The 25,252-nt window shown below is 68.8% G+C and carries 22 protein-coding genes; 14 read left to right on the forward strand and 8 right to left on the reverse strand.

The genetic code is table 11. The features are described 5' to 3' along the window. Nucleotides 1–4: 4 nt before the first annotated feature. Together ffh and Q5Y72_RS11165 are read right to left on the reverse strand one after the other, a co-directional pair. A complete protein-coding gene (gene ffh / locus Q5Y72_RS11160; RefSeq protein WP_305963503.1) occupies nucleotides 5–1,501 on the reverse strand; it encodes a signal recognition particle protein in 1,497 nt (498 codons plus the stop codon). Nucleotides 1,502–1,699: 198 nt separating this feature from the next. After that, on the reverse strand, nucleotides 1,700–2,287 hold the full coding sequence (locus Q5Y72_RS11165; RefSeq protein ID WP_305963504.1) for an FMN-dependent NADH-azoreductase: 588 nt from the start codon (nucleotides 2,285–2,287) through the stop codon (nucleotides 1,700–1,702). A 101-nt stretch (nucleotides 2,288–2,388) separates the two neighbouring features. Between Q5Y72_RS11165 and Q5Y72_RS11170 the strand changes: the two genes are divergently transcribed. From Q5Y72_RS11170 to Q5Y72_RS11200, 7 genes are all read left to right on the forward strand, one after another. Beyond that, nucleotides 2,389–3,234 carry a LysR family transcriptional regulator gene (locus Q5Y72_RS11170; protein WP_305963505.1) on the forward strand — a complete coding sequence of 282 codons (846 nt, stop codon included), beginning with the start codon at nucleotides 2,389–2,391 and terminating at the stop codon, nucleotides 3,232–3,234. 58 nt (nucleotides 3,235–3,292) lie between these two features. After that, nucleotides 3,293–3,868: a peroxidase-related enzyme gene (locus tag Q5Y72_RS11175; protein ID WP_305963506.1), complete on the forward strand. Its 576-nt coding sequence runs from the start codon at nucleotides 3,293–3,295 to the stop codon at nucleotides 3,866–3,868. Between the two features lie 34 nt (nucleotides 3,869–3,902). Beyond that, on the forward strand, nucleotides 3,903–4,802 hold the full coding sequence (locus tag Q5Y72_RS11180) for a DMT family transporter (protein WP_305963507.1): 900 nt from the start codon (nucleotides 3,903–3,905) through the stop codon (nucleotides 4,800–4,802). A 93-nt stretch (nucleotides 4,803–4,895) separates the two neighbouring features. Then, the gene (locus tag Q5Y72_RS11185; RefSeq protein WP_305963508.1) at nucleotides 4,896–5,666 is read left to right on the forward strand and encodes a division plane positioning ATPase MipZ; all 771 of its coding nucleotides are present in this window, start codon (nucleotides 4,896–4,898) and stop codon (nucleotides 5,664–5,666) included. Nucleotides 5,667–5,790: 124 nt separating this feature from the next. After that, complete coding sequence (locus tag Q5Y72_RS11190; protein WP_305963509.1) at nucleotides 5,791–7,062, forward strand: efflux RND transporter periplasmic adaptor subunit; 1,272 nt, start codon at nucleotides 5,791–5,793, stop codon at nucleotides 7,060–7,062. Continuing rightward, nucleotides 7,059–10,115: an efflux RND transporter permease subunit gene (locus Q5Y72_RS11195; RefSeq protein ID WP_305963510.1), complete on the forward strand. Its 3,057-nt coding sequence runs from the start codon at nucleotides 7,059–7,061 to the stop codon at nucleotides 10,113–10,115. Before Q5Y72_RS11190 ends, Q5Y72_RS11195 begins: the two co-directional genes overlap by 4 nt. Nucleotides 10,116–10,185: 70 nt before the next feature. Then, nucleotides 10,186–10,704, forward strand: a complete 519-nt coding sequence (locus Q5Y72_RS11200; protein WP_305963511.1) for a type 1 glutamine amidotransferase domain-containing protein — start codon at nucleotides 10,186–10,188, stop codon at nucleotides 10,702–10,704. Between the two features lie 148 nt (nucleotides 10,705–10,852). On the opposite strand, the gene Q5Y72_RS11205 is transcribed toward Q5Y72_RS11200, so the two are convergent. The 6 genes from Q5Y72_RS11205 to Q5Y72_RS11230 form a co-directional block, all read right to left on the reverse strand. Beyond that, a complete protein-coding gene (locus Q5Y72_RS11205) occupies nucleotides 10,853–12,184 on the reverse strand; it encodes a pyruvate dehydrogenase complex dihydrolipoamide acetyltransferase (RefSeq protein WP_305963512.1) in 1,332 nt (443 codons plus the stop codon). Between the two features lie 12 nt (nucleotides 12,185–12,196). Next, nucleotides 12,197–13,567: a pyruvate dehydrogenase complex E1 component subunit beta gene (locus tag Q5Y72_RS11210; RefSeq protein WP_305963513.1), complete on the reverse strand. Its 1,371-nt coding sequence runs from the start codon at nucleotides 13,565–13,567 to the stop codon at nucleotides 12,197–12,199. Between the two features lie 16 nt (nucleotides 13,568–13,583). Further along, nucleotides 13,584–14,618: a pyruvate dehydrogenase (acetyl-transferring) E1 component subunit alpha gene (gene pdhA, locus Q5Y72_RS11215; RefSeq protein ID WP_305963514.1), complete on the reverse strand. Its 1,035-nt coding sequence runs from the start codon at nucleotides 14,616–14,618 to the stop codon at nucleotides 13,584–13,586. A 120-nt stretch (nucleotides 14,619–14,738) separates the two neighbouring features. Further along, complete coding sequence (locus tag Q5Y72_RS11220) at nucleotides 14,739–15,032, reverse strand: FtsB family cell division protein (protein WP_305963515.1); 294 nt, start codon at nucleotides 15,030–15,032, stop codon at nucleotides 14,739–14,741. A gap of 69 nt (nucleotides 15,033–15,101) precedes the next feature. Next, nucleotides 15,102–15,881 (reverse strand): 23S rRNA (adenine(2030)-N(6))-methyltransferase RlmJ, encoded by a 780-nt coding sequence (rlmJ, locus tag Q5Y72_RS11225; RefSeq protein ID WP_305963516.1) that lies wholly within the window; start codon nucleotides 15,879–15,881, stop codon nucleotides 15,102–15,104. Nucleotides 15,882–16,400: 519 nt separating this feature from the next. Further along, on the reverse strand, nucleotides 16,401–16,628 hold the full coding sequence (locus Q5Y72_RS11230; RefSeq protein WP_305963517.1) for a DUF1127 domain-containing protein: 228 nt from the start codon (nucleotides 16,626–16,628) through the stop codon (nucleotides 16,401–16,403). A 336-nt stretch (nucleotides 16,629–16,964) separates the two neighbouring features. Between Q5Y72_RS11230 and Q5Y72_RS11235 the strand changes: the two genes are divergently transcribed. The 7 genes from Q5Y72_RS11235 (at nucleotide 16,965) to Q5Y72_RS11265 (ending at nucleotide 25,252) form a co-directional block, all read left to right on the forward strand. Beyond that, entirely contained in the window at nucleotides 16,965–18,041 is a 1,077-nt protein-coding gene (locus Q5Y72_RS11235) for an Mrp/NBP35 family ATP-binding protein (RefSeq protein WP_305963518.1), read from the forward strand. A 633-nt stretch (nucleotides 18,042–18,674) separates the two neighbouring features. Further along, entirely contained in the window at nucleotides 18,675–19,223 is a 549-nt protein-coding gene (locus tag Q5Y72_RS11240) for an MraZ-related protein (RefSeq protein ID WP_305963519.1), read from the forward strand. 3 nt (nucleotides 19,224–19,226) lie between these two features. Further along, the gene (gene rsmH / locus Q5Y72_RS11245; RefSeq protein ID WP_305963520.1) at nucleotides 19,227–20,210 is read left to right on the forward strand and encodes a 16S rRNA (cytosine(1402)-N(4))-methyltransferase RsmH; all 984 of its coding nucleotides are present in this window, start codon (nucleotides 19,227–19,229) and stop codon (nucleotides 20,208–20,210) included. Next, nucleotides 20,210–20,551 (forward strand): cell division protein FtsL, encoded by a 342-nt coding sequence (gene ftsL, locus Q5Y72_RS11250; protein ID WP_305963521.1) that lies wholly within the window; start codon nucleotides 20,210–20,212, stop codon nucleotides 20,549–20,551. Before rsmH ends, ftsL begins: the two co-directional genes overlap by 1 nt. After that, nucleotides 20,548–22,377 (forward strand): peptidoglycan D,D-transpeptidase FtsI family protein, encoded by a 1,830-nt coding sequence (locus tag Q5Y72_RS11255; protein WP_305963522.1) that lies wholly within the window; start codon nucleotides 20,548–20,550, stop codon nucleotides 22,375–22,377. Before ftsL ends, Q5Y72_RS11255 begins: the two co-directional genes overlap by 4 nt. Continuing rightward, entirely contained in the window at nucleotides 22,374–23,873 is a 1,500-nt protein-coding gene (locus tag Q5Y72_RS11260; RefSeq protein ID WP_305963523.1) for a UDP-N-acetylmuramoyl-L-alanyl-D-glutamate--2,6-diaminopimelate ligase, read from the forward strand. Before Q5Y72_RS11255 ends, Q5Y72_RS11260 begins: the two co-directional genes overlap by 4 nt. Next, nucleotides 23,870–25,252 carry a UDP-N-acetylmuramoyl-tripeptide--D-alanyl-D-alanine ligase gene (locus Q5Y72_RS11265; protein ID WP_305963524.1) on the forward strand — a complete coding sequence of 461 codons (1,383 nt, stop codon included), beginning with the start codon at nucleotides 23,870–23,872 and terminating at the stop codon, nucleotides 25,250–25,252. The genes Q5Y72_RS11260 and Q5Y72_RS11265 overlap by 4 nt, the downstream gene beginning before the upstream one ends.

Below are 25,252 nucleotides of genomic sequence, written 5' to 3' on the forward strand. Positions count from 1 at the left end.
GCGGCTATTTCTTGCCAAACAGGCCCGACAGGCCGCCGGGCAGTCCGGCCTTGCCCAGATCGCCGCCAAGGCCCTTGGGGTCCTGCAGCATCTTCGTGGCCTCGGCCAGTTTCGCGGGATCCATGTTCTCCATGTCGGGCAGCCCGCCGCCGCGGCCGGTCATCGCGCGCATGGCCTGTTTCAGCATTCCGCCCTTGCCCATCTTGCCCAGCTTCTTCATCGTGTCGGCCATCTGGCGCTGCATCTTCAGCAGCTTGTTCAACTCGGCCACGTCCATGCCGGCGCCCTGCGCGATGCGCTTCTTGCGGCTGGCCTGAAGGATCGCGGGGTTGGCGCGTTCCTTCCTGGTCATCGAGTTGATCAGCGCGATCTGCTGGCGGATCGCGCTGTCGTCCATGCCGGCGGCCTCGGCCTGCTTGGCCATCTTCTGCATGCCGGGCATCATGCCCATGATGGATTGCAGCCCGCCCATCTTCTGCATCTGTTCCAGCTGGCCCTTGAGGTCGTTCATGTTGAACAGCCCCTTCTGGAACCGCTTCATCATGCGTTCGGCCTGCTCGACCTCCAGCACTTCCTGGGCCTTCTCGACCAGCGCGACAATGTCGCCCATGCCGAGGATGCGGCCGGCGATGCGCTGCGCGTCAAAGCCTTCCAGCGCGTCCATCTTTTCGCCAAGGCCGACGAAGCGGATCGGCTTGCCGGTGACGGCGCGCATCGACAGCGCCGCGCCGCCGCGCCCGTCGCCGTCCATCCGGGTCAGCACGACGCCCGAGATGCCCACCTTGCCGTCGAACTCGGTCGCGACATTGACCGCGTCCTGGCCGGTCAGCCCGTCGACGACCAGCAATGTCTCGCGCGGCTGGGCGATGTCGCGGACGGCCTGCACCTCGTCCATCAGCACCTGGTCGATATGCAGCCGCCCGGCGGTGTCCAGCATGTAGACGTCATAGCCGCCAAGGCTGGCCTGCTGTTTCGCGCGGCTGGCGATCTGGGTGGCGGTCTGGCCGGGCACGATCGGCAGGGTGTCCACGCCGATCTGCTGGCCCAGGATCGCCAGCTGTTCCATCGCGGCAGGACGGTTGGTGTCCAGCGATGCCATCAGGACGCGCTTCTTCTCGCGGTCCTTGAGGCGCTTGGCCAGCTTGGCAGTAGTCGTGGTCTTGCCCGAGCCCTGAAGGCCGACCATCAGGATCGGCGCGGGCGGGTTGTCGATGCGCAGCGCCTCGGGCTGGCCGTCGCCCTGCAGGACCTTGATCAGCTCGTCATGGACGATCTTCACGACCTGCTGGCCGGGCGTCACCGACTTCGTGACCGCCGATCCGGTGGCCTTCTGCGTCACCGATTTCACGAAGCTGCGCGCGACTGGCAGCGAGACATCGGCCTCGAGCAGCGCGACCCGCACCTCGCGCATGGCGGCGGCCACGTCATCCTCGGACAGCGCGCCCTGCTTGGTCAGCCGGTCGAAGACGCCGCCAAGCCGGTCGGACAGGTTCTCGAACATCGCGGGCCTCCTGCGGTCCAAAACAGTGACGCCCCCGTGGGCGCAACGCGCTGACGGGGGGCGATCCCCGCAGATGACGGGGACCGGAAGGGCGATCCTTCCGGGAATTGGGGGTCAGATAGGCAGAAGCGGCGGCAGAGTCAACCGGGCGGCGCCGCGGCCGGGCGCCGCCCCGTCCCGGCGCCGCCGCGCCGCCGGTCAGGCGGCCAGCCGGTCCAGAGCCTCCTGCGCGCGGGCAAGGCCCGCCTCGCGATCCATCGCCAGCCGGTCGGCGGCGACGAATTCCACATCGGTGATGCCCAGGAAGCCCAGGATATGGCGCAGATAGCCCGAGGCGTGGTCGATCTCGGACCCGATCGGCGTGCCGGCCGAGGTATAGGCGATGATCGCGCGCTTGCCCTTCAGAAGGCCCTCGGGGCCGGTTTCGGTATAGCGGAACGACACGCCGGCCCGGGCGATCTGGTCCAGCCAGTTCTTGAGCTGCGCGGTCAGCGTGAAGTTGTAGATCGGCAGGCCGATGACCAGCACGTCTGCGTCCTGCACGTCCTTCAGATAGGCGTTGGACACGTCGATCAGCGCCTGCTGTTCGGGGCTCGGGTCCTCCGGCGCCAGCCGGACGGCGTTGAACCAGGCGGTGTCGATGGCCGGCACGCCCTCGTTGAGGTCGCGATAGGTGACGCTGGCCTGCGGGTCGGCCCGCAGCAGCCGGGCGACGATTTCGGCGGTCAGCTTGCGCGAGACCGAAGCCTCGCCGGTGATGGCGCTGTCGAGGTGGAGAATGTTCATCGGGGTTCTCTTGCGGTTTTCCAAGGGGTCGATCCGGATTTAGGACTTTGCAGGATCGAACGGAATGGCGATAACTGCGCAAGCTTTGTGCGGGGATGCACATGAACATCGACAGCTGGGACGACATCCGCGTGGCGCTGGCGGTGGCCCGCCGGGGCATGGTCAGTGCCGCCGCCACCGATCTGGGCGTGCATCACGCGACCGTCATCCGCCGCATCGACGCGCTGGAGGCGCGGCTGAAGGCGCGGCTGTTCCAGCGCCATCCGCGCGGTTATGCGCTGACCGAACCGGGCCGGGCGCTGCTGAAGGCGGCGACCGAGGCCGACGAGCGCTTCGGCCAGATGGCCGCGCAGATCGCCGGCGCGGGCGAGCGGATCGAGGGTGAACTGGTCATCACCTCGCTTCCCGACCTGTGCGACGTGGTGATGCCCCGACTGCTCGAACTGATGCGCCGCCACCCCGGCCTTCGGCTGCGCTATCTGACCGATGTGCGCCTGTTCCGCCTCGACGCGGGCGAGGCGCATGTCGCGATCCGGGCCGGGTCCGAGCCGACCGAGCCCGACTATGTCGTGCGGCCGATGGGGGTGGTGCAGCACCGCCTGTATGCCACGCAGGGCTATCTTGACCGGCATGGCCCCGTGACCGACCTTGCGCGCCACCGCCTTGCGCTGCCCGGTCCCGAGGCGGAGCGCGCCCCGGTGATGCGCTGGCTGGCCGAACGGGTGCCGGCAGGCAGCCCGGCGATGGTCAGCAACGACGCCGATGCGCGCGAGGCGGCGATCCGCGCGGGCCTCGCCATCGGTCTGGTCGCGGGCCACCGGGCCGAGGGGCTGGTCGAGGTGATGTCGCTGCCCGAATGGGATTCGCGTCTGTGGCTCGTCACCCATGTCGACCTGCACCGCACGATGAAGGTGCAGGCCGCGCTGGCCGCGCTGCGGCAGGGCTGATCCGGCCGCCTTCCCTTCGCGCGCGGCCTGTCGCACTCTGCCGCCGAAGGAGGACCCCATGACCCAGACCCCGCCCGTCAGCCGATTTCCGATCCCCGACCTCGCGACCCTGCCCGAGGACATCCGCGCCGCCATCGCCACGGTCGCCGAGAAGTCGGGCTTCGTGCCGAACATCTTCCTTGCGCTGGCGCATCGCCCGGCCGAGTTCCGGGCCTTCTTCGCCTATCACGACGCGCTGATGGACCGCGACGAGGGTCTCGGCAAGGCCGAGCGCGAACTGATCGTGGTGGCCACCAGCGGGCTGAACCGCTGCCAGTATTGCGTGGTCGCGCATGGCGCGATCCTGCGGATCCGCGCCCGGAACGCGCTGATCGCCGATCAGGTGGCGGTCAACTGGCGCAAGGCGGATCTGAGCCCGCGCGAACAGGCCATGCTGGCCTATGCCGAAAAGGTCGCGCTTGCGGCGCAGGATATCGTCGAGGCCGATCACCACGCCCTTCGGCAGGCGGGCTTCACGGAGGACGAGATCTGGGACATCGGCGCGATCGCCGCCTTCTTCGGGATGTCGAACCGGCTGGTGAATGCGGGCGACATCCGGCCGAACGACGAATTCTACATGCTGGGCCGGCAATGAGGCGGCCCGGATCGCGCCCGCGGGACGCGCACCCATGAGCCTGCCTGCCCGACGCGAGGCGCTGCGCGGCCATGCGGCAATGCTGCTGTTCTCGGTGCTGGTCGCGGGCTCCTTCTCGCTGGGCGCACGGGCGGCGAACCTGATCGATCCGGCGGCGATCACGGCGGCCCGCTTCGTTATCGCGGCCGCGGTGATCGGCACCATCGCGCTCGCAGGGCCGGGCGGCGTGCCCTCGGCCGCGTTCCGGGCCCCTTGGCGCTATCTGTTGCTGGGCGGGGTCTTCGCATCCTATTTCGTGCTGATGTTCGAGGGTCTCAAGACCGCCGCGCCGGTCAGCGCGGGCGCCGTGTTCACCCTGACGCCGCTGATGGCCGCGGGCTTCGGCTGGTTGCTGATGCGCCAGCGCATGACCCTGCGGATGGCCGCCGCGCTGCTGCTGGGCGGGCTGGGGGCCCTGTGGGTGATCTTTCGCGGCGACCTGGCGGCGATGGCGCGGCTGCAACTGGGCCGCGGCGAGGCGATCTATCTGGCGGGCTGCGCGGCCCATGCGCTGTACACCCCGCTCGTGCGGCGCCTGAACCGGGGCGAGACGCCGCTGGTCTTCAGCCTTGGCACGCTGCTGGCGGGGGCGGGGCTGCTGATCCTGTGGGGCTGGCAGGCGATCGTCGTCACCGACTGGGCGCATCTGCCCGGCATCGTCTGGATCACCCTGCTTTATGTGGCGATCTTCGCCAGCGCGGCGACCTTCGTGCTGGTGCAGTTCGCCACGCTGCGGCTGCCCGCCGCGAAGGTCATGGCCTATACCTACCTGACGCCGATCTGGGTGATCGCACTCGAGGCGGGGCTGGGCCAGGGGCTGCCCGGTGCGATCGTGCTGCCGGGGCTTGCCGCCACGGTCGTTGCCCTGGCGCTGCTGTTGCAGGCCGACCGCTAAGGGGCCGGCTGGCCGGGCGGATGGCGCGGCTTTCCTTCGCCCGGCGCACTCGCTAGGGTCCGCGCAACCAGAGGGACAAGGGCGAGGCGGGCGGTGGCGCATATCATCGTTGTGGGCAACGAAAAGGGCGGTTCGGGCAAGTCCACGACCTCGATGCATGTGGCGACCGCGCTGGCCCGGATGGGACACCGTGTCGGCGGCCTGGACCTTGACGTGCGACAGCGCAGCTTTGGCCGCTATCTCGAAAACCGGGCCGCCTTCATCGCCCGCAAGGGGCTGGACCTGCCGATGCCGGTGATGGGCCAGCTGGGGCAGGGTGCCGATCCGCTCAGCCCGGCGCTGACCGCGCTTGAGGCCGAATGCGACTTCATCCTGCTGGACTGCCCCGGCTCGCACACCCAGCTGAGCCAGATGGCGCATACCGTGGCCGACACGCTGCTGACACCGATGAACGACAGCTTCGTCGATTTCGACCTGCTGGCCCGGCTGACGCCCGAGGGTAAGGTGCTTGGCCCCTCGATCTATGCCGAGATGGTCTGGGCGGCGCGGCAGATGCGCGCGCAGGCCGGCGCCGGGCCGATCGACTGGCTGGTGCTGCGCAACCGGTTGGGCACGCAGGCCATGCACAACAAGCGCAAGGTCGGCGGGGCGCTGGCCACGCTGTCGCGGCGCATCGGCTTTCGCGTCGCGCCGGGCTTTTCCGAGCGGGTGATCTTCCGCGAGCTTTTTCCTCGCGGACTGACCCTTCTGGACCTGAAGGACATCGGCACCGAACAGTTGTCGATGTCGAACATCGCCGCACGGCAGGAATTGCGCGACCTGATCGCAACGCTGAACCTGCCGGGGGTCGAGGTCAGCTTCTAGCCCCATGCGGCCTCTTTCCGGGTCACGGTCCGGTGAGCCGGTCGGTCCTGCCGTCGGGTTCAAGATTGACGTGGCGCGGGGTGTCTGAAACACCCGTTGAGGTACAAGCCGTCAGGAATTCACGATGTTTCGCATCCTCTCCGGCGTTCTGGCCCTTGCGCTGCTTGCGACCCCGCTGCGTGCCGATGACGGCGCCGCCACCCCGGCCGAGCGGCCGGTGCCCTCGGTGACCACCGCCGCCGTCGAGACGGCCGAGGTGCAGGCCCGCGTGCCGGTGTCGGGCACGCTGGTCGCCCGACAGCAGGTGCAGGTGTTCGCGCAGGTCAGCGGCTTCGAGATTACCGAGATCCTCGCCGAGGCCGGGGATCATGTCGAACAGGGACAGGTGCTGGCCCGGCTGGCGACCGATACGCTGGCCGCGCAGCTTGCGCAGGCCGAGGCCGAGTATCAGCGTGCCGAGGCCGGCGTCGGGCAGGCGCAAAGCAATATCGACAGCGCGGCCGCCACGCTGACGGAGGCGCAGACCTCGCTGGACCGCGCGCAGCGGCTGCGCCAGGGCGGCAATGCCTCGCAGGCCGCGCTGGACCAGGCGGTCGCGGCCGAGGCCGGCGCCCGTGCCAGCGCCGCATCGGCCGCCGACGGGCTGGCGGTCGCCCGCGCCGCGCTGGCCCAGGCCGAAGCCGCGCGACGCATCGCGCGGCTGAACCTGTCGCGCGCCCAGATCGCCGCGCCGGTCGCCGGCGTGGTGGTCGCGCGCACGGCCGAGCGCGGCGCCTTGTCGGGCGCCTCGGCGCAGCCGCTGTTCACGCTGATCGCCGATGGCGCCATCGAGATGGAGGCCGAGGTGATCGAGACCGCACTGCAATCGCTGTCGGCGGGGGATCCGGCCGAGATCACGGTCGCCGGGCTGGGCGAGGTCGCCGGCCGGGTGCGCCTGATCCCGGCCTCGGTCGATCCGGTCACCCGCCTGGGGCTGATGCGGATAGCCCTCGACGAGCAGCCCGGACTGCGCCTTGGTCTTTTTGCCAGCGGCTGGGTTGTCACCGCGCGCCGCGAGGCGCTGACGGTTCCGGCGACGGCGCTGCTGTCCGATGTCTCGGGCGACCGGGTCCAGCTGGTGCGCGACGACCGGGTCGAAACCCGCGAGGTCCGGGCGGGCCTGCTGTGGCAGGGCCGGCGCGAGATCGTCGAGGGGCTGGCCGAGGGCGATCAGGTCATCGCGCGATCCGGCGCCTTCTTTCGCAGCGGCGATGCAGTCCGCGCGGTGGACGCGGAGGCCGAGCCCGAGGCCCCGGCGTGGGGGGGCATGGCCACGCCCATGCCGCCCGCCAGCGAGGGCGGGCGTGCCGTCGCCTCTCCCGCCGGCTCGGCCGAGGCAGGGACACCCGGGCCATGAACATGTCCACCTGGTCGATCCGCCATCCGGTGCCGCCCATCGCGCTGTTCCTGGTGCTTCTGGTCGTCGGCTTGTTCAGCTTTTCGCGGCTGCCGGTCACGGCGATGCCCAATATCGACCTGCCCATCGTCAGCGTCAGCATCGCCCAGCCCGGAGCGGCGCCGTCGGAGCTGACCAGCCAGGTGATCCGCCCCGTCGAGGACAGCATCTCATCGGTCACCGGCGTGCGCCACATCACCTCGTCGGCCACCGACAGCGCCGCCAGCATCACCGTCGAATTCGAACTGGAGACCGACAGCGACCGCGCGGTGAACGACGTGAAGGACGCGGTGTCGAATGTGCGCGCCGAACTGCCCGAAAGCATCAGCGAGCCCATCGTGCAGCGCGTCGACGTGACCGGCTTTCCGATCCTGACCTATGCCGTGAGCGATCCGACCCAGACCATCGAGGGGCTGTCGAAATTCGTCGATGACGTGATCGGGCGCGAGCTGTCGACCGTGGACGGGGTGGCCAAGACCACGCGGATCGGCGGCGCCGAGCGCCAGATCAAGGTCGAACTGGACCCCGACCGGCTGCTGGCGCACGGGCTGACCGCCGCCGATGTGTCCAATCAGTTGCGGGCCAAGAACATCGACATGGGGGGCGGGCGCGGCGATCTGGCCGGCACCGAATATTCGATCCGCACCCTTGGCGCCGCCGACAGCGTTGCGCAGCTTGCCGCGACGCCCATCGCCATCGCCAATGGCCGCACGATCCGGCTGGACCAGCTGGGCGAGGTGATCGACGGCGCCAGCGAGGAACGGACCTTCGCCCTGCTGGACGGCCAGCCCGTCGTCGCCTTCGGCGTCTATCGCGGCTCGGGCGAATCCGATCTGGCGGCGGGGGACGCGACCAAGGCGAAGCTGGCCGAGATCGCGGACCGTTTCCCGAACACCCGCATCATCCTGATCGACGACAGCACGACCTATACCGCCGCCAGCTATCACAGTGCGATGGAGACGCTGTACGAGGGTGCGGCGCTGGCGGTGATCGTGGTGTTCCTGTTCCTGCGCAACTGGCGCGCGACGCTGATCGCGGCCGTCGCGCTGCCGCTGTCGATCATCCCCACCTTCTTCGTGATGCACTGGCTGGGCTTCACGCTGAACGGCATCAGCCTTCTGGGGATCACGCTGGTGACCGGCATCCTTGTCGACGATGCGATCGTCGAGATCGAGAACATCGTCCGCCATATCGGCATGGGGGCGCCGCCCTACGAGGCCAGCGAGGAGGCCGCCAACGAGATCGGCCTGACCGTCATCGCGATCAGCTTTTCCATTGTCGCGGTGTTTGCGCCGGTCAGCTTCATGGGTGGCATACCGGGCCAGTATTTCAAGCAGTTCGGCCTGACGGTTGCGGTCTCGGTGCTGTTCTCGTTGCTGGTGGCGCGGATCATCACGCCGATGATGGCGGCCTATTTCATGCGCGGCACGGCCCATGAGGACACGCCGCGCGACGGGGCCGTCATGCGCGTCCTGATGCGGGTGCTGCGCTGGACGATGCGGCATCGCGGGCTGACGCTGTTGGGCGGGGTCGGCATCTTCGCGGTGTCGATCTGGTCGGCGACGCTGCTGCCGACCGAGTTCATTCCGGCCTCGGATGTCGGGCGCAGCCAGATCGAGGTCGAACTGCCGCCCGGATCGACCATCGCCGAGACCGAGGATGCCGGCCGCCGCCTGACCCGCGCCATCGCCGGGACCCCCGAGGTGCAGTCGGTCTTTGCCTATTCCGATGGGTCGGACGTGACCCGCGCGCGGATGATGATCAATTACGGCAAGAAGGAAACGCGCGACCGGTCGCAATTCGCGCTGGAGGCCGAGTTGAAGCAGCGGCTGGCGCCGACGCCCGACATGCGGATCAATTTCCAGAACGAGAACGGCCAGAACGACCTGACCATCAGCGTGCTGGGCGAGACCGAGGAGGGTGCCGCGCTGGCTGCCGAAAGGCTGGCCGCGGCGATGGCGGGCCTGGCCGAACTGGAGGGCGTGTCGTCCTCGGCCAGCCTCGAGCGGCCCGAGATCCAGATCCGACCGCGCCCCGATGTCGCGGCTCAGCTTGGCGTGACGGCCAGCGCCATGGCAACGACCCTGCGCATCGCCACCCTGGGGGACACCGAGGCAAACCTCGCCAAGTTCAACACCGGCGACGAACAGCTGCCCATCGTGGTGCGGCTGAACCAGGCGGCGCGGGCCGACCTGATGCAGGTCCAGAACCTGCGGGTGCCCAGCTCGTCTGGGCAGGTACCGCTGGCCAGCGTGGCCGAGGTCACCCTGGCCGCCGGCGCGACCGAGATCGGGCGCTATGACCGCCAGTATCAGACGACGGTCAGCGCGAACCTCGCCGACGGCGCCCTGCTGGGTCCGGTGAGCGCGCAGGTGACGGCCCTTCAGGAGCAGGTCGAGATGCCGCCCGGCACGCGCATCCAAGCCGCGGGCGATGCCGAGATCATGGGCGAGGTCTTCGGCGCCTTTGGCACGGCGATGGGCGCCGGGATCATGCTGGTCTATGTCGTGCTGGTGCTGCTGTTCCACAATTTCGTCACGCCGGTGACGATCCTGCTGTCGCTGCCGCTGGCCATCGGCGGCGCGATCCTGGCGCTGTTCGTGACCGGCAACTCGATCAGCATGGCGGTGGTGATCGGCTTCCTGATGCTGATGGGGATCGTCACCAAGAACTCGATCATGCTGGTCGAGTTCGCACTGACCTCTATGGCCGCCGGCACGCCCAAGCGCGAGGCGATTCTGGACGCGGTGCACAAGCGGGCGCGGCCCATCGTGATGACCACCATCGCGATGAGCGCGGGCATGATCCCCTCGGCGCTGGCCACCGGCGAGGGCGGCGAGTTCCGTGCGCCGATGGCGATCGCGGTGATCGGCGGGCTGCTGTTGTCCACGGTGCTGTCGCTGCTGTTCGTGCCCTCGCTGTTCTCGGCGATCCACGGCGCGCAGGGGCGGGTGTTCGGCTGGATCGCGCGTCGGATCGGCCTGAACCGGGCGCGCCAGGCGCCTGCCGAATAGGCCGCGCCCGGAACCCGATGCTGCCGGGGCGCATTGGGCCCCCGACACAACGAAAGGAAAGGAGGCGATCATGGCCAGGGTCCTGATCATGGCATCCGACGGCTTCGAGCAGTCCGAACTGTTCGTGCCGCTGGAGACTCTGAAGGCGGCAGGCCACGAGGTTGCCGTTGCCGCGCCCGAAACCGGCGAGATTCGCGCGTGGGGCAAGGATGGCTGGGGCAAGGCCGTCCAGGCGACCGCGACGATCGGTGCCGCGGAGGCGGGGGCGCATGACGCGCTGGTCCTGCCGGGCGGCGTCATCAACCCCGACACGCTGCGCCAGGACGAGAAGGCGATCGGGCTGATCCGCGGCTTTGCCGAGGCGGGCAAGCCGGTCGCGGCGATCTGTCACGCGCCCTGGCTGCTGGTCGAGGCGGGGCTTGCGCAGGGTCGGCGGATGACCGGCTATGGCTCGATCCGCACGGACCTGCGCAATGCCGGGGCCGAGGTGGTGGACGAGGCGGTCGTCGCCGATCGCGGGGTCATCACCAGCCGCGATCCGGGCGACCTGAAGGCCTTTGTCGGTGCCATCGAGGAGGCGCTGGCCTGATTGCGTCCCGCGACGGACGGGGGGACCGCGTCCCCCCGCCCCCCCCCCCGGGTCGCGCCCGGCATCGCCGTCAATGCGCAAAGGGGGCCTCGCGGCCCCCTTTCTTGTCCGTGCGATCTTGCGCGGCAGCGTGCGGGCCCGCGCCGGCTCAGGCCAGCATGCCCATCGGGTTTTCCAGATGCCCGACGATGGCCTGCAGCAGTTGCGCGCCAAGTGCCCCGTCGATCACGCGGTGATCGACCGACAGCGTCATCGACATGACGTTGCGGATCACCACCTCGCCATTCTCGACCACCGGGGTCTGGATGCCCGCCCCGACCGCGAGGATCGCGCCATGCGGCGGATTGATGACGGCGTCGAAATTCTCGATCCCGAACATGCCCAGATTGCTGATCGCGAAGCTGCCGCCCTGATATTCATGCGGGGCCAGCTTCTTGGTCTTGGCGCGGTTTGCCAGGTCCTTCATCTCGGCCGACAGGGTCGAGAGGGTCTTCTGCTGCGCGTCCTTCAGCACCGGCGTGAACAGCCCGCCCTCGACCGCGACAGCGACGGCCACGTCCGACGGCTTCAGCTTGATGATCCGGTCGCCCGCCCAGACGGCATTGGCGTCGGGCACCTCCTGCAGGGCCAGGGCGCAAGCCTTGATAACGAAGTCATTCACCGACAGCTTGACCCCGCGGCCTTCCAGTTGCTTGTTCAGCGTGGCCCGGAACTTCATCAACTCGTCCAGCTTGGCCGAGCGGCGCAGGTAGAAATGCGGGATGGTCTGCTTGGCTTCGGTCAGGCGCGCTGCGATTGTGCGGCGCATGCCGTCCAGCTGCACCTCCTGCGTTTCGCGGTCGGCATAGATCCTGGCGATGGCGTCGGCCGAAGCGCCTTTCGGCGCGGCGGCGGCAGCGGCGGGCGCGGCGGCGGCAGCGGCAGCGGCGGGCGCGCCTGCGGCCTTGGCCGGCGCGGCGCCGGAGCCGGCACCTTCAACGTCGGCCTTGACGATCCGCCCGCGCGGACCCGATCCGGTGATGCCCGAGAGGTCCAGCCCCCTCTCGGCCGCGATCCGGCGGGCGAGGGGCGAGGCAAAGACCCGCCCGCCCTTGTCCGACGAGGGCGCCGGAGCGGTAGCCGCGCCACCTTCGGCGCGCGTCACCTTCTGGCCGGAATCGTTCGGATGGGCCTGGCTGTCGTCGGCCTTTGCTGGCGCGGCTTTCGGCGCGGCGCTGCCGATGTCATCGGCGCTTTCGCCGTCCTCCAGCAGCACGGCGATGGGCGTGTTCACCTTCACCGCGGCACTGCCTTCGTCGACGAGGATCTTGCCGATCCTGCCTTCGTCCACGGCCTCGAACTCCATCGTCGCCTTGTCGGTCTCGATCTCGGCGAGGATGTCGCCGGACTTGACCTCGTCGCCCTCCTTCACCAGCCATTTGGCCAGCGTGCCTTCCTCCATGGTCGGGGACAGCGCGGGCATCAGGATTTCTGTGGGCATCGCGTCGCTCCCTTACCTGTAGGTGACTTTTTTGACCGCCTCGACCACCTCGGCCGGGGTGATGAGGGCGTGCTTTTCAAGATTGGCGGCATAGGGCATGGGCACGTCCTTGCCGGTGCAGTTGATCACCGGGGCGTCCAGATGATCGAAGGCGTTTTCCATGATGTAGGCCGAGATGTGGTTGCCGATCGAGGCGACGGGGAAGCCCTCCTCGACGGTCACGCAGCGATTGGTCTTCCTGACCGACTCGATGATCGTGCCGTAGTCCAGCGGGCGCAGGGTGCGCAGGTCGATCACCTCGGCCTCGATGCCGTCCTGGGCCAGCTTGTCGGCGGCCTCCAGCGCATGGGCCATGCCGATGCCGAAGCTGACGATGGTCACGTCGCTGCCCGACCGCGCGATGCGGGCCTTGCCGAAGGGGATGGTGAAGTCGTCCATGTCCGGCACCTCGAAGCTGCGGCCATAGAGGATCTCGTTTTCGAGGAAGATCACCGGGTTCGGATCGCGGATCGCCTGCTTCAGCAGGCCCTTGGCGTCGGCTGCGCTGTAGGGGATCACCACCTTGAGACCGGGGATCTGCGCATACCAGGCCGAATAGTCCTGGCTGTGCTGGGCCGCGACGCGCGCGGCCGCGCCGTTCGGGCCGCGGAACACGATGGGGCAGCCCATCTGCCCGCCCGACATGTAAAGCGTCTTGGCGGCCGAGTTGATGATGTGGTCGATGGCCTGCATGGCAAAGTTGAAGGTCATGAACTCGACGATCGGGCGCAGGCCGGCCAGCGCGGCGCCGGTGCCGATGCCCGCAAAGCCGATCTCGCTGATCGGGGTGTCCACCACGCGGCGCGGGCCGAACTTGTCCAGAAGCCCTTGGCTGATCTTGTAGGCGCCCTGGTATTCGCCGACTTCCTCACCCATCAGGAACACGGTCTCGTCGCGCTCCATCTCTTCGGACATGGCCTCGCGAAGGGCTTCGCGCACGGTCATGGTCTTCATCTTCGTGCCTTCGGGCCAGTCGGGGCTGCGGTCGGGCTCGGGGGTTCTGACCTCTTCGACGGCGGATGCGGCAGGGCTTTCGGCCTTCGCCTCGGCGGGCGCGGCGGCGGGTTTGGCGGCGGGCGCCTTGATGTCGTCCGCGCTTTCGCCTTCCTCGACCATCACGGCGATGGGCGTGTTGACGGCCACGCCCTGGGTGCCCTCGGCAATGAGGATCTTGCCGAGGATGCCCTCATCCACGGCCTCGAATTCCATCGTCGCCTTGTCGGTCTCGATCTCGGCGATGATGTCGCCGGACTTGACCGCGTCGCCTTCCTTCTTCAGCCATTTCGCCAGCGTGCCCTCTTCCATCGTCGGCGACAGGGCGGGCATCAGGATTTCGGTTGCCATTCTCGTTCACCCTCCCTCAGGCGTGTTCTTCGGCGCTGCCCTGCGGCAGGTCGTCGGCGTAGATGTCGGTCCACAGTTCGTCCAGCGCGGGTTCGGGGCTTTCCTTGGCGAATTCGGCCGACTCGTTGACGATCTCCTTGATCTCCTTGTCGATCGCCTTGAGGTCGTCCTCGCTGGCATGCTTGCCCTGCAGGATCAGGTCGCGGACATGTTCGATGGCGTCGCGTTCATCGCGCATCTTCTGCACCTCCTCGCGGGTCCGGTACTTCGCCGGGTCCGACATCGAGTGGCCGCGATAGCGATACGTCATCACCTCGAGGATATAGGGTCCCTTGCCGGCGCGGCAGTGCGCCACCGCCTTCTCGCCCGCGGCCTTCACCGCCAGCACGTCCATGCCGTCGACCTGCTCGCCGGGGATACCGAACGCCTCGCCGCGCCCGAACAGCGTCGTGGACTTGGTGGACCGCTTCATCGAGGTGCCCATGGCATACTGGTTGTTCTCGATCACGAAGATCACCGGCAGGTCCCACAACTCGGCCATGTTGTAGGTCTCGTAGACCTGGCCCTGGTTCGAGGCGCCGTCGCCGAAATAGGTGAAGGTGACGTTGTCATTGCCCAGATACTTGTCGGCGAAGGCCAGCCCCGCGCCCAGCGGCACCTGCGCCGCGACGATCCCGTGGCCGCCATAGAAGTGCTTTTCGCGGCTGAACATGTGCATGCTGCCGCCCTTGCCCTTGGAATAGCCGCCCTCGCGCCCGGTCAGCTCGGCCATCACGCCGTTGGGGTCCATGCCGCAGGCCAGCATGTGGCCGTGATCGCGATACGAGGTGATGCGCTTGTCGCCCTCTTTCGCGGCCGCCTCGAGGCCCACGACCACCGCTTCCTGGCCGATGTAGAGATGGCAGAAGCCGCCGATCAGACCCATGCCGTAAAGCTGCCCGGCCTTCTCCTCGAATCGCCGGATCAGCAGCATGTCGCGGTAATATTTGAGCAGCTCGTCCTTGGACGTGTTGGACGGCGCGGCGGTGCCGCCTGCGGGTCTTCTGGCCATGCGGGCATTCCTCCTGGCAGCTGGTTCGGGATAGTTCAGCGTTAAACTATCCCTAGCGCATCGCTTCGGGGGGTGCAATGCGCGAAACCCGGCGCGCCGGCGGGCCGCCGCCAGAGGCCGTCAGCGCAGGATGATTTCGTCGGCGCGCACCAGTCCCAGGACCTCGCGCGCGCGCTCGTCCAGAAGGTCCAGATCGAGGAAGTCGTCGGACAGGCGCCGGGTCAGGTTCTGCATGCGGTCCACCTCGACGCGCAATTCGTCGCGCTCGGCCACGATCTCGGCGGTCTCGGATTCGATCTGGATGCGGCGCAGGATGCCCGACGGGCCCTGCACCGCCGCGAAGGCGAAATAGAGGCCCAGACACAGCGTCAGGACAAAGAAGATGGTGGCGCTGATGGAAAGTCGCTGTGGCATGGGCGGACCGTGGCTGTTGGCAGCGTGGATCATGCCACAGCGGTCGGGCCGAGGGAATCCCCGAACCCGTCAGCCGTGGCGGCGGAACATCTGCTCGAGCCGCGCGGCCTCGTCGGCCAGGCCGAAGGGCGCGTTCAGCACCCACAACCCCGATCCGATCATCGCATGGCCCGGACGCGCGGGCGCGAAGCCGACCTCGGATCGCAGCGCATCGGGGAAGGCTTGCGCCAGCGCCGCCAGCATCGGCGCGTGCCGCCCATCGGCCAGCAGCGGATACCACAACGCGATCACGCCAACATTCCACTTGCGCGCCAGCAGCCCGATCTGGCGCGGGATCGCCGTGTAATCGGTCTTCACCTCGTAGCTGGGGTCGATCAGCAGCAGGCCGCGGCGCGGCGTCGGCGGACAGACCGCCTGCGCCATGTCAAAACCGTCCCTGGCGTGCAGCGTGGCGAACCCTGCGACCTCGGCCAGTGCCGCGTGTTCGGCCGGGTGCAATTCGGCCAGATGCGCAGTGTCGCCCGGGCGCAGGAACTGGCCCGCGATCAGCGGCGAGCCGGGATAGCTTGCCGCGCCGTGCCGTGTCCGCACCGCGCGGACCGTCCGAAGCAGGGGATGGTTCGCGGGCAGCCAGCCCTGCGCATCGGCCCTCAGGATCCCCGCCTGCGCCTCGCCGGTCTTCAGCGCCTCGGGGGCGTCCAGCCTGTACAGCCCGCGCCCGGCATGGGTTTCCAGGTAGCTCAGCGGCTTGGCCTTGCGGGTCAGGTAGTCCAACGCCGACGCCAGCAGCGCGTGCTTGTGCAGATCGGCCGCATTCCCGGCGTGATAGGCGTGTTGATAGCTCAGCATCGCGCCCAGATAGCCTGTCGGGACGGGGCAGGAAAGATTTCATCGTGTCGAGGAGGATTGCGGCGGCACCCAGGGAGGAGGAGGGGGTGCCGCCGCTCAACGCTGGCCCGGGGAGGAGGGAGGGCCGCGTATGGGGTGCGGTGCAGGCCAGGGAGGAGGGGCCGACACCGCCTGCGAGCGCGCCCCGGGAGGGAGGAGGAGGGGGCCCGTCGCATCGATGTGCCGCAAATGAGGCGGCTATGGGGTGCGGCAACGCCCAGGGAGGAGGAGGGGCCTTGCCGCCTGCGCCCGGCCAGGGAGGAGGGAGGGCGGGCGCAATCGGGTGCCGCATGCGGGGCGGCTATGTCTTTTCGCGGCGGCCCCGGGGAGGAGGGAGGCGGGGCCGCCGCAGTCACGAGAAACCCTGGGGAGGAGGTCGGGTTCCGTCGCGGTCTTTGGGCGGCATCCTCCAAGGGAGGAGGAGGGGAGGATGCCGCCGGTCCCGGCCCCGGGAGGAGGTGGGGCGGGAATTCGGTTCGCTTACTTCGTGACGCCCCAGGCCGCCTCGTGGGCGATGCGGGTGATCATCGAGCGGTTGATGCCCAGATCGTCCAGATCGCGGGTCGTCAACGCGTTCAGTTCGCGGACGGTCTGGCGATACACGGCGTTGCGGGCGCGGTTTTCCTGATGGCGCTGAACCGCGGCCAGCAGGCGAGCGCGCAGGCCGGCATTGGCCGGGGCGACATGTGCTTGGGCGATAACGGTCATTGCGGTATTCCTTTCGGTCTTGCCTCTCGCCAGACCCGGATGGTCCGGCGCTTCGTTGGATTAAAGATGGCGCTAATGCTGCAGTTGCACAATAGCCGCCTCGCCAATGCTGCCATGCAGCAATCGCATGGCTGAAAATCTGGAAAGGCAATGGTTAACGCTGATTTAACGCGATATTTTCACGTCATATGACAAACGGGTGAAGCTCGCCCCCTGTCGAAAGCCCAGCATTTGAAGGCGCTTAGCGGCCCGCTTGACAGCTTGTCGCAGGGGGTGGCGGCGGGCGGGCGGCGGATGCATCATGCGGGCCGCACCGCAAACGCACAGGGAAGTCAGATGGCCGTGGATCGCGAAGTTGCCCTTAGGGAAGTCTCGGATATCGTCCTGCCGCAGGGTGGGACGCTTGGCGCGGCCGATCTGCTGCGGGCCGTGACGCTTGAGGCGGGGGTGCTGCGCCTGGTGATCGAGGTGGCTGATTCGGAGGCGGCGCGGGCCATCGCCCCGGTCGAGGCCGAGATCCGGCGGCGTCTCGAGGCGCTGCCGGGGGTGGACAGGGTACAGATCGTGACGACGGCGCCGGCCGGCCGGCCGCAGCCCGCGGGCGGCGCGCCCTCGCTGCAGATCGGCCGCCACCCGACACGGCAGGCGGGGCCGCAGCCGATTCCGGGGGTGCGCAACATCATCGCCATCGGGTCGGGCAAGGGCGGGGTCGGCAAGTCGACGCTGACCTCGAACCTTGCCGTCGCGCTGGCGCGGGCCGGGCGGCGTGTCGGGCTGCTGGACGCCGACATCCACGGCCCCTCGCAGCCGCGCATGATGGGCGTGTCAGGGCGTCCGGCCAGCCCCGACGGCCAGCGCATCGAGCCCCTGCGCGCGCATGGCGTCACCATCATGTCGATCGGCCTGATGCTGACAGAGGGCGAGGCCGTTGTCTGGCGCGGGCCGATGCTGATGGGGGCCTTGCAGCAACTTCTGCAACAGGTGAACTGGGGCGAGCTGGACGTGCTGCTGATCGACCTGCCGCCCGGCACCGGCGATGTCCAGCTGTCGCTGTGCCAGAAGGCGGCCGTCACCGGGGCCATCATCGTCTCGACACCGCAAGATGTCGCCCTGCTGGACGCGCGTCGGGCGATCGACATGTTCAACAAGCTGAAGGCGCCGGTCCTGGGGCTGGTCGAGAACATGTCCAGCTATGTCTGCCCGAACTGCGGACACGAGGCGCATCTGTTCGGTCATGGCGGCGTGGCCGCCGAGGCGCGGGCCCTGGGGCTGCCCTTCCTCGGCGAGATCCCCCTGCAACTCGAGGTCCGGCTGGCCGGCGATTCGGGACGACCGGTCGCCCTGGGCGAGGGCGAGGTGTCGGACGCCTATGGGCGCCTGGCGCAGCGCCTGATCGCGCAGGACTTGGCCTGAGGGCCGGCGGCCTGATGGCCTGTCCGGGAATTCGGGACACTCGAGGCGCGGCCTTGGGATTTCGGGCCACCATGCAGATCTGTGCGCTCTCGTCCGCGTGATTCGGCGTGATTGGCGGGCTGGAACGGGCAAGCTGGCCCTCATCTTGCCGCGCCTCGGCGGAATCCGTCGGCAGTCTGGGAATGCTTGCCACCTGACGCCCTGCCGGTTGCCTTGGCTAGATATGGTGTTCCAAAAAGTCTCTGCTTCCACTGGTGGTATCCATCGACCTGCCTCCACGACATTGCCTTGGGTGCGGCCGTCGCCAAGGTGGCGCGAACTCGCTTTGAGGGCGAAGATTTCCATTGCTTCCCATCAAATCCCATGTCACTACTTGATCACGAAGACGGGCAGTGAAGGGGCAACAAGACCCCGCAAGGCGACGCAGGTTTCATGCAGGCACCCGTTTTCCAACACAGATCCGCCCGCGCGTGCGAGCAGCACCTCCCCCAGGTGGCGCGCGACAGGGTGGACACCCCCGAAAGGGGCCCAGGCAATGGGAACGAGGGCGGCGGATCGGGCAGTGGCAGCGGCCCGATCCGCCCTTTCTCTTTCGGAAGGGCGAAACGGGCGGGACAGTGAGGGCGGGCCGGCGTGGCGCGGAAATTCAGAGGCACGGAGACCGTGAAGGTCGATGGCAAGGGGCGGATGTCGGTCCCGGCCAGGATGCGCAAGCATTTCGAGCTTTGTGACCCCGATTTCGCGACATCGAACACCGGCCGGGCGCAACTGGTCGCCGTCCACGGCCCCGACTGGTGGAACTGGCTTGAACTGTACACCATCGACGCCATCGCAGAGATCGACGAACAGATCGACGGGCTGACTCGCGGCAGCATCGAGCGGCGCTGGCTGGAACAGCTGATGAACGGCCAGTCGATCGAACTCGAGATCGACCGGGAGGGGCGGCTGATGCTGCCGCAGAAGCTGCGCGAGAAGCTGGGCTTTGCCAATGGCGCCGAGGTGACCTTTGCCTCCAGCGGCGACTATCTGAAGGTCTATCTGCCCGAATCGCCGCCCAAGGACGTGGCCGAGGTCGAGGAATTCGCCGCCGCGAAGGGCGACGGCTTCGATCCCCGCGTCTATGTCGGCCAGGCCGCAACCGAGGCCGGAACCCATGGCCCCATCTCGGGCAGCGGAACCTGACCGATGACCGACCCGCACATCCCTGTCCTGCTGACGCCGCTTCTCGGGGCGGTGGCGCCGGTGTCGGGCGTCTGGCTTGACGGCACGTTCGGTGCCGGCGGCTATGCGCGCGGCCTGCTGGAGGCGGGCGCCGAGACCGTCATCGGGGTTGATCGCGATCCCTCGGTCTTCGCGATGGCGCAGGGCTGGGCCGCGGCGCATGGCGATCGGCTGCGGCTGGTCGAGGGCAGGTTCTCGGAGCTGGACCGGCTGGCTGCGGCGGTGTTGCCGGGCGTCTCGCTGGACGGCGTGGTGCTGGATCTGGGCGTCAGCTCGATGCAGCTGGATCAGGCCGAGCGCGGCTTTTCCTTCCTTCGCGACGGCCCGCTGGACATGCGGATGGGCCAGGACGGACCCTCTGCCGCCGAGCTTCTGAACGAGGCCGACGAGGCCGTGATCGCCGACGTCCTCTATCACTATGGCGAAGAACGCGCCGCCCGCCGGATAGCCCGCGCCATCGTCGCGGCCCGTCCGCTGCACCGCACCGACGAACTGGCCGAACTGGTCGCCGGCTGCCTGCCGCGCCCCAAGCCCGGCCAGAGCCATCCGGCGACCCGCAGCTTTCAGGCCATCAGGATCTGGGTGAACGACGAATTCCGCCAGCTGGTCGACGGTCTGGCCGCGGCCGAACGCGCGCTGAAACCGGGTGGCCAGCTTGCGGTCGTCAGCTTTCATTCTCTGGAGGACCGGATCGTCAAGCGGTTCATGCAGGCGCGGTCCAACAGCGCCGGCGCCGGCAGCCGTCACGCGCCGGTGCAGGACAGCGCGCCCGCCGCCTTCACCATGCCGTTCCGCCGCGCCATCGGGCCGGACCCCCACGAGATGGAGGCCAACCCGCGCGCCCGTTCGGCATTGCTGCGCGTGGCCGTTCGCACGGACGCGCCGGCCGGCGGTGTCGGGGCGGATGCCCTGGCCATGCCCCGGCTGCCCCGAAAGGCAGGCGGGTGATGCGGCCATTGACCTACGTGGCGGTGCTGCTTGCGGTGATGGCCCTCGCCTTCTGGGCCTATCGAGAGAATTACCGCACCCAGGCCGCGATCAGCGAGATGTCTCAGCTGCGCCGCGAGATCGCGGGACTGCGCGAGGAGCTGGGCGTGCTGCGTGCCGAATGGGCCTATCTCAACCGCCCCGACCGCCTGCGCGATCTGGTGAACCTGAATTTCGACCGCCTTCGTCTGGTTCCCGTCGATTCGGGCCAGTTTCTCGATCTGGGCCAGATCGACTATGCCAAGCCGCCCGCTGCCCCCGAAACGGATGACAGCGACAGTTCCAAGGAGCAACAGCCATGATCCGCACCCCCCTGCGCCCGCTGGCCCGCATCCTGCGCGCGCGCGAACGCGGCGAGAACCCCGACGAGATCGAGGCCGAGAACCGCCGCCTGCGCCACGAGGCGATCCAGGACCAGGCCCGCCGCCGGGCCGAAGGGCGACTGATCCTGATGGCAAGCTGCTTCGTGCTGGCCTTCGGCACGGTCGGGCTGCGCATGGGCGCCCTTGCCTCCAGCGAGCCAAGCGAGCCGCGCGCGCAGGTCCTGTCGGCCAAGATCATGTCGCAGCGCGCCGACATCACCGACCGCAACGGGCGGGTGCTGGCCACCAACCTGCTGACCCATTCGATCTACGCCCATCCGCACCAGATGGTCGATCCGCAGCGCGCCGCGCGGGAACTGGCCCGGATTTTCCCCGACCTTGACCAACAGAAGCTGCTGCGGGATTTCACCGGCAGCAGGAAGTTCCTGTGGATCAAGCGCAAGATCAGCCCCGAACAGATGCAGGCCGTCCATGACATCGGCGAGCCGGGCCTGCTGTTCGGCCCGCGCGAGATGCGGGTCTATCCCAACGGCCATATCGCCAGCCACATCCTTGGCGGGTCGGGCTTCGGCAACGAGGATGTCAGCAGCGCCGAGGTTCTGGGCGTGGCCGGCGTCGAGAAGGCCTTCGACAACTGGCTGCGCGATCCGGCCCATGACGGGGCGCCGCTGTCGCTGTCGATCGACCTGCCGGTGCAGGCGGCGATGGAGGAGGTGCTGGGCTCGGGCATGACGGTGATGAACGCCAAGGGCGCGGCCGGCATCCTGATGGATGTCTCGACCGGCGAGATCCTGGCAATGTCGAGCCTGCCCGATTTCGACCCCAACGACCGGCCGCGCCCGCTGCTGAAGGGCGATCCCTCGGACAGCCCGCTGTTCAACCGCGCGGTCCAGGGCCAGTACGAGCTTGGCTCGACCTTCAAGATCTTCCCGGTGGCCCAGGCGCTGGACCTGAAGATCATCAACCCGAATTCGGGCATCACCACCACGACGCCTATGAAGATTGGCAAGTATCGCATCAATGATTTCCACAACTACGGCCCGCAGCTGAGCGCGACGGACGTGATCGTGAAGTCCTCGAACGTGGGCACGGTCCGCATCGCGCAGATGCTTGGCCCCGAACGCCAGCGCGATTTCCTTGACGATCTGGGCCTGTTCGATCCCACCCCGATCGAGATGGTCGAGGCGCCGACCGGTCAGCCGCTGGTTCCGAAACGCTGGCCGGCGGTGACGGCGGCGACGGTCTCGTTCGGCCACGGCCTTGCCGCCAGCCCGCTGCATCTGGCAGCCGCCTACGCGACCATTGCCAATGGCGGCAAGCGCGTCAGCCCGACGCTGATCCACGGCCGCACCCGCCCCGAGGGCCAGCAGGTCCTGTCGCCGCGCGCTGCCGAACAGGCGGTGGCGATGCTGCGGCAGGTGGTCACCCGCGGCACCGCGCGCTCGGCCGACGTCGAGGGCTACGAGATCGCCGGCAAGACCGGAACCGCCGACAAGCCGCGCCCGAATGGCGGCTACTACAAGAACAAGGTCGTCTCGACCTTCGCCTCGGTGTTCCCGGCCAGCAAGCCACAATATGTGCTGATCGTCACGCTGGACGAGCCGACCTCGCGCAGTGCCAATGGCGAAAGCCGCACGGCGGGCGCGACCGCCGCCCCGGTGGCGGCGGAACTGGTGCGCCGGCTTGCGCCCTTGATCGGGCTGGAGGCCCGGACCGACGAAAAGCTGCCGCAGATCGCTGCCCGCTTCCAGCCGCATGTTGAACCCGCACCTGCCGATGAGATAAAGCTCGTTTCGAACAAATGACGGGTGAGACGGTGAGGCAGGCCACGAAGACGCTGGCGCAGCTTGGGCTGCGCGCCAGGGACGGGCGCGATCCCGCGATCACCGGGCTGTCGGTCGACAGCCGTACGGTCCGGCCGGGCCATCTGTTCGCCGCGCTGCCCGGATCGGCGATGCACGGGGCCGAATTCATCCCCTATGCGCTGCGGATGGAGGCCGGCGCCGTGCTGACCGACCGCGCCGGTGCCGAACAGGCCGCCGATGCGCTGGCCGGCTGGGACGGCGCGGTGATTGTTGCCGAGGACCCGCGCGCGGCGCTGGCCGGTGCCGCAGCCCTGTGGTTCGAGACGCAACCCGATCACGTCGTGGCGGTGACCGGCACCTCGGGCAAGACCTCGGTGGCCAGCTTCACCCGGCAGATCTGGCAGGCGCTTGGCCATCGCGCGATCAGCCTTGGCACGATGGGGGTCGAGGGCGACCACCATGCCCGGCTGGAACACACCACGCCTGAACCCGTCACGCTGCATCGGGTGCTGTCCGAGGCCGCCGCGGCCGGCGTCACCCATGCCGCGATGGAGGCTTCCAGCCACGGGCTGGATCAGCGCCGCCTTGACGGGGTGCGCGTCGAGGCCGGCGCCTTCACCAATTTCAGCCAGGATCACCTCGACTACCACGCCGGCTTCGACGAATATTTCGCGGCCAAGGCGCTGCTGTTCAACCATATTCTCGAAGAGGGCGAGGCCGCCGTCATCAATGTCGATGGCGAGCGTGGCCGCCAGATGGCCGACATCGCAACCGATCGCGGGCTGGCGCTGACCAGTGTCGGGCGCGGCGAGGACGCGATGCTGCGCATTCTCGGTCAGCGTTACGATGCCACCGGCCAGGACCTGCGCTTCTCGCTGATGGGCCAGGCGCAGATGGTGCGGCTGCCCCTGATCGGCGGCTTCCAGGCGGAAAACGTCCTGATGGCGCTGGGTCTGTGCCTCGCGACCGGTGACCCGGCCGATGCCGCGCTGCGCACGCTGCCGCAACTGCAGACCGTGCGCGGGCGGATGCAGCTGGTCGCGCAGCGCGACAATGGCGCGGCGGTGTTCGTCGACTATGCCCACAAGCCCGGCGCGGTCATCGCGGCGCTGCAATCGCTGCGCCCGCATGTGATGGGCCGGATCGTCGTGGTGCTGGGCGCGGGCGGCGACCGTGACCGTGGCAAGCGTCCGCTGATGGGCGAGGCGGCGCGGGACTTCGCCGATGTGGTGATCGTCACCGACGACAACCCGCGCAGCGAGGATCCGGCGGCGATCCGGGCCGCGGTGATGGCCGGCGCCGGACCCGAGGCCACCGAGGTCGGCGACCGGGCCGAGGCGATCCTGCGCGGGGTCGATGCCCTGCAACCCGGCGACGCGCTGCTGATTGCCGGCAAGGGGCACGAGACCGGGCAGATCGTCGGCCAGGACATCTATCCCTTCGACGATGCCGAACAGGCTTCGGTCGCGGTGGCGGCTCTGGACGGCAAGATATGAGCCTGTGGACCGCGGCCGACGCCGCAGCTGCAACCGGTGGCCGCCTGCGGGGCGACTGGATCGCCTCGGGGGTCTCGATCGACACCCGGACGCTGCGGCCGGGCGATCTGTTCGTCGCCCTGACCGATGCGCGCGACGGCCATGACTTTGTCGCGCAGGCCCTGTCCAAAGGTGCCGCGGCGGCGCTGGTAAGCCGCATCCCCGGCGATGTGCCCGATGATGCGCCGCTGCTGGTCGTGCCCGATGCCCTCACCGCGCTGGAGCAGCTTGGCCGGGCCGGCCGGGCGCGCATGACCGGCAAGGTCATCGCCATCACCGGATCGGTCGGCAAGACCTCGACCAAGGACATGGCCCGCATCGCGCTGGCCGGCCAGGGCGGGGTCCACGCGGCCGAGGCCAGCTACAACAACCACTGGGGCGTGCCGCTGACGCTGGCGCGGATGCCCGCCGATACCGATTTCGCGATCATCGAGATCGGCATGAACCATCCCGGCGAGATCGCACCGCTGTCGCGCCTTGCCCGGCCGCATGTGGCGATGATCACCACCGTCGCGGCCGCCCATCTGGAAGCCTTCGGCGCCATCGAGGGCATCGCCCGCGAGAAGGGCGCGATCTTCCAGGGGCTCGCGGCGGTGGGCACCGCCATCATCCCCGAGGATCTGGCGGTCACGCCGATCCTGCGCGACTGTGCCGATGCGGCCGGCGCGATCGTGCTGGGCTTCGGGCGCGACGGCATGGCGCGTCTGCTCTCCGCGGGCGCCGCCGATGGCGGGCTTGACTGCCGCGCCCGGATCACCGGCGAGACGGTCGGCTTCCGGCTGCAGACCACGGGCGTCCATTTCGCGATGAACGCGGTGGGCGTTCTGGCCGCGCTGGCGGCTGCGGGCGCCGACCTGCCGCTGGCCGCCCGCCACCTTGGCGACTGGCGCCCCCCGGCCGGGCGCGGTGCGGTCGAGAGCCTGGGCGGGATCCGCCTGATCGACGACGCCTTCAACGCCAACCCGGCCTCGCTGTCGGCGGGGCTGGCCACATTGGCGGGGCTGCAGGGCGGGCGCCGTGTGGCGATCCTCGGCGACATGCTGGAACTGGGCGCCGACGAGATCGCCCTGCACCGGGCCGTGGCCGACGACCCATCGATGGCGGCCGTAGACCTGGTCCATCTGGCCGGGCCGCGGATGCGCCATCTTCACGACGCGCTGCCCCCTGCCAAGCGCGGCGAATGGGCGGCCGAGGCCGTCCAGCTGGCCAGCCGGGCCGCGACGCTGGTCCGGCCGGGCGACATCGTTCTGGTCAAGGGCTCGAAATCCTCGAAGATCTCGACGGTCGTCGACGCGCTGCGGATGTCCGCGCGGCCGGCCGAACCTCAAGCAAGAGGATAG

This window comes from Paracoccus spongiarum, assembly GCF_030732095.1.
Lineage (GTDB): Bacteria > Pseudomonadota > Alphaproteobacteria > Rhodobacterales > Rhodobacteraceae > Paracoccus > Paracoccus spongiarum.

What these genes read in the sequence shown, in the direction of transcription:
- ffh (WP_305963503.1), bottom strand. Translation starts at nt 1,501, where the DNA reads ATGTTCGAGAACCTGTCCGACCGGCTTGGCGGCGTCTTCGACCGGCTG.
- Q5Y72_RS11165 (WP_305963504.1), bottom strand. Translation starts at nt 2,287, where the DNA reads ATGAACATTCTCCACCTCGACAGCGCCATCACCGGCGAGGCTTCGGTC.
- Q5Y72_RS11170 (WP_305963505.1), top strand. Translation starts at nt 2,389, where the DNA reads ATGAACATCGACAGCTGGGACGACATCCGCGTGGCGCTGGCGGTGGCC.
- Q5Y72_RS11175 (WP_305963506.1), top strand. Translation starts at nt 3,293, where the DNA reads ATGACCCAGACCCCGCCCGTCAGCCGATTTCCGATCCCCGACCTCGCG.
- Q5Y72_RS11180 (WP_305963507.1), top strand. Translation starts at nt 3,903, where the DNA reads ATGAGCCTGCCTGCCCGACGCGAGGCGCTGCGCGGCCATGCGGCAATG.
- Q5Y72_RS11190 (WP_305963509.1), top strand. Translation starts at nt 5,791, where the DNA reads ATGTTTCGCATCCTCTCCGGCGTTCTGGCCCTTGCGCTGCTTGCGACC.
- Q5Y72_RS11195 (WP_305963510.1), top strand. Translation starts at nt 7,059, where the DNA reads ATGAACATGTCCACCTGGTCGATCCGCCATCCGGTGCCGCCCATCGCG.
- Q5Y72_RS11200 (WP_305963511.1), top strand. Translation starts at nt 10,186, where the DNA reads ATGGCCAGGGTCCTGATCATGGCATCCGACGGCTTCGAGCAGTCCGAA.
- Q5Y72_RS11205 (WP_305963512.1), bottom strand. Translation starts at nt 12,184, where the DNA reads ATGCCCACAGAAATCCTGATGCCCGCGCTGTCCCCGACCATGGAGGAA.
- Q5Y72_RS11210 (WP_305963513.1), bottom strand. Translation starts at nt 13,567, where the DNA reads ATGGCAACCGAAATCCTGATGCCCGCCCTGTCGCCGACGATGGAAGAG.
- pdhA (WP_305963514.1), bottom strand. Translation starts at nt 14,618, where the DNA reads ATGGCCAGAAGACCCGCAGGCGGCACCGCCGCGCCGTCCAACACGTCC.
- Q5Y72_RS11220 (WP_305963515.1), bottom strand. Translation starts at nt 15,032, where the DNA reads ATGCCACAGCGACTTTCCATCAGCGCCACCATCTTCTTTGTCCTGACG.
- rlmJ (WP_305963516.1), bottom strand. Translation starts at nt 15,881, where the DNA reads ATGCTGAGCTATCAACACGCCTATCACGCCGGGAATGCGGCCGATCTG.
- Q5Y72_RS11230 (WP_305963517.1), bottom strand. Translation starts at nt 16,628, where the DNA reads ATGACCGTTATCGCCCAAGCACATGTCGCCCCGGCCAATGCCGGCCTG.
- Q5Y72_RS11235 (WP_305963518.1), top strand. Translation starts at nt 16,965, where the DNA reads ATGGCCGTGGATCGCGAAGTTGCCCTTAGGGAAGTCTCGGATATCGTC.
- rsmH (WP_305963520.1), top strand. Translation starts at nt 19,227, where the DNA reads ATGACCGACCCGCACATCCCTGTCCTGCTGACGCCGCTTCTCGGGGCG.
- ftsL (WP_305963521.1), top strand. Translation starts at nt 20,210, where the DNA reads ATGCGGCCATTGACCTACGTGGCGGTGCTGCTTGCGGTGATGGCCCTC.
- Q5Y72_RS11255 (WP_305963522.1), top strand. Translation starts at nt 20,548, where the DNA reads ATGATCCGCACCCCCCTGCGCCCGCTGGCCCGCATCCTGCGCGCGCGC.
- Q5Y72_RS11260 (WP_305963523.1), top strand. Translation starts at nt 22,374, where the DNA reads ATGACGGGTGAGACGGTGAGGCAGGCCACGAAGACGCTGGCGCAGCTT.
- Q5Y72_RS11265 (WP_305963524.1), top strand. Translation starts at nt 23,870, where the DNA reads ATGAGCCTGTGGACCGCGGCCGACGCCGCAGCTGCAACCGGTGGCCGC.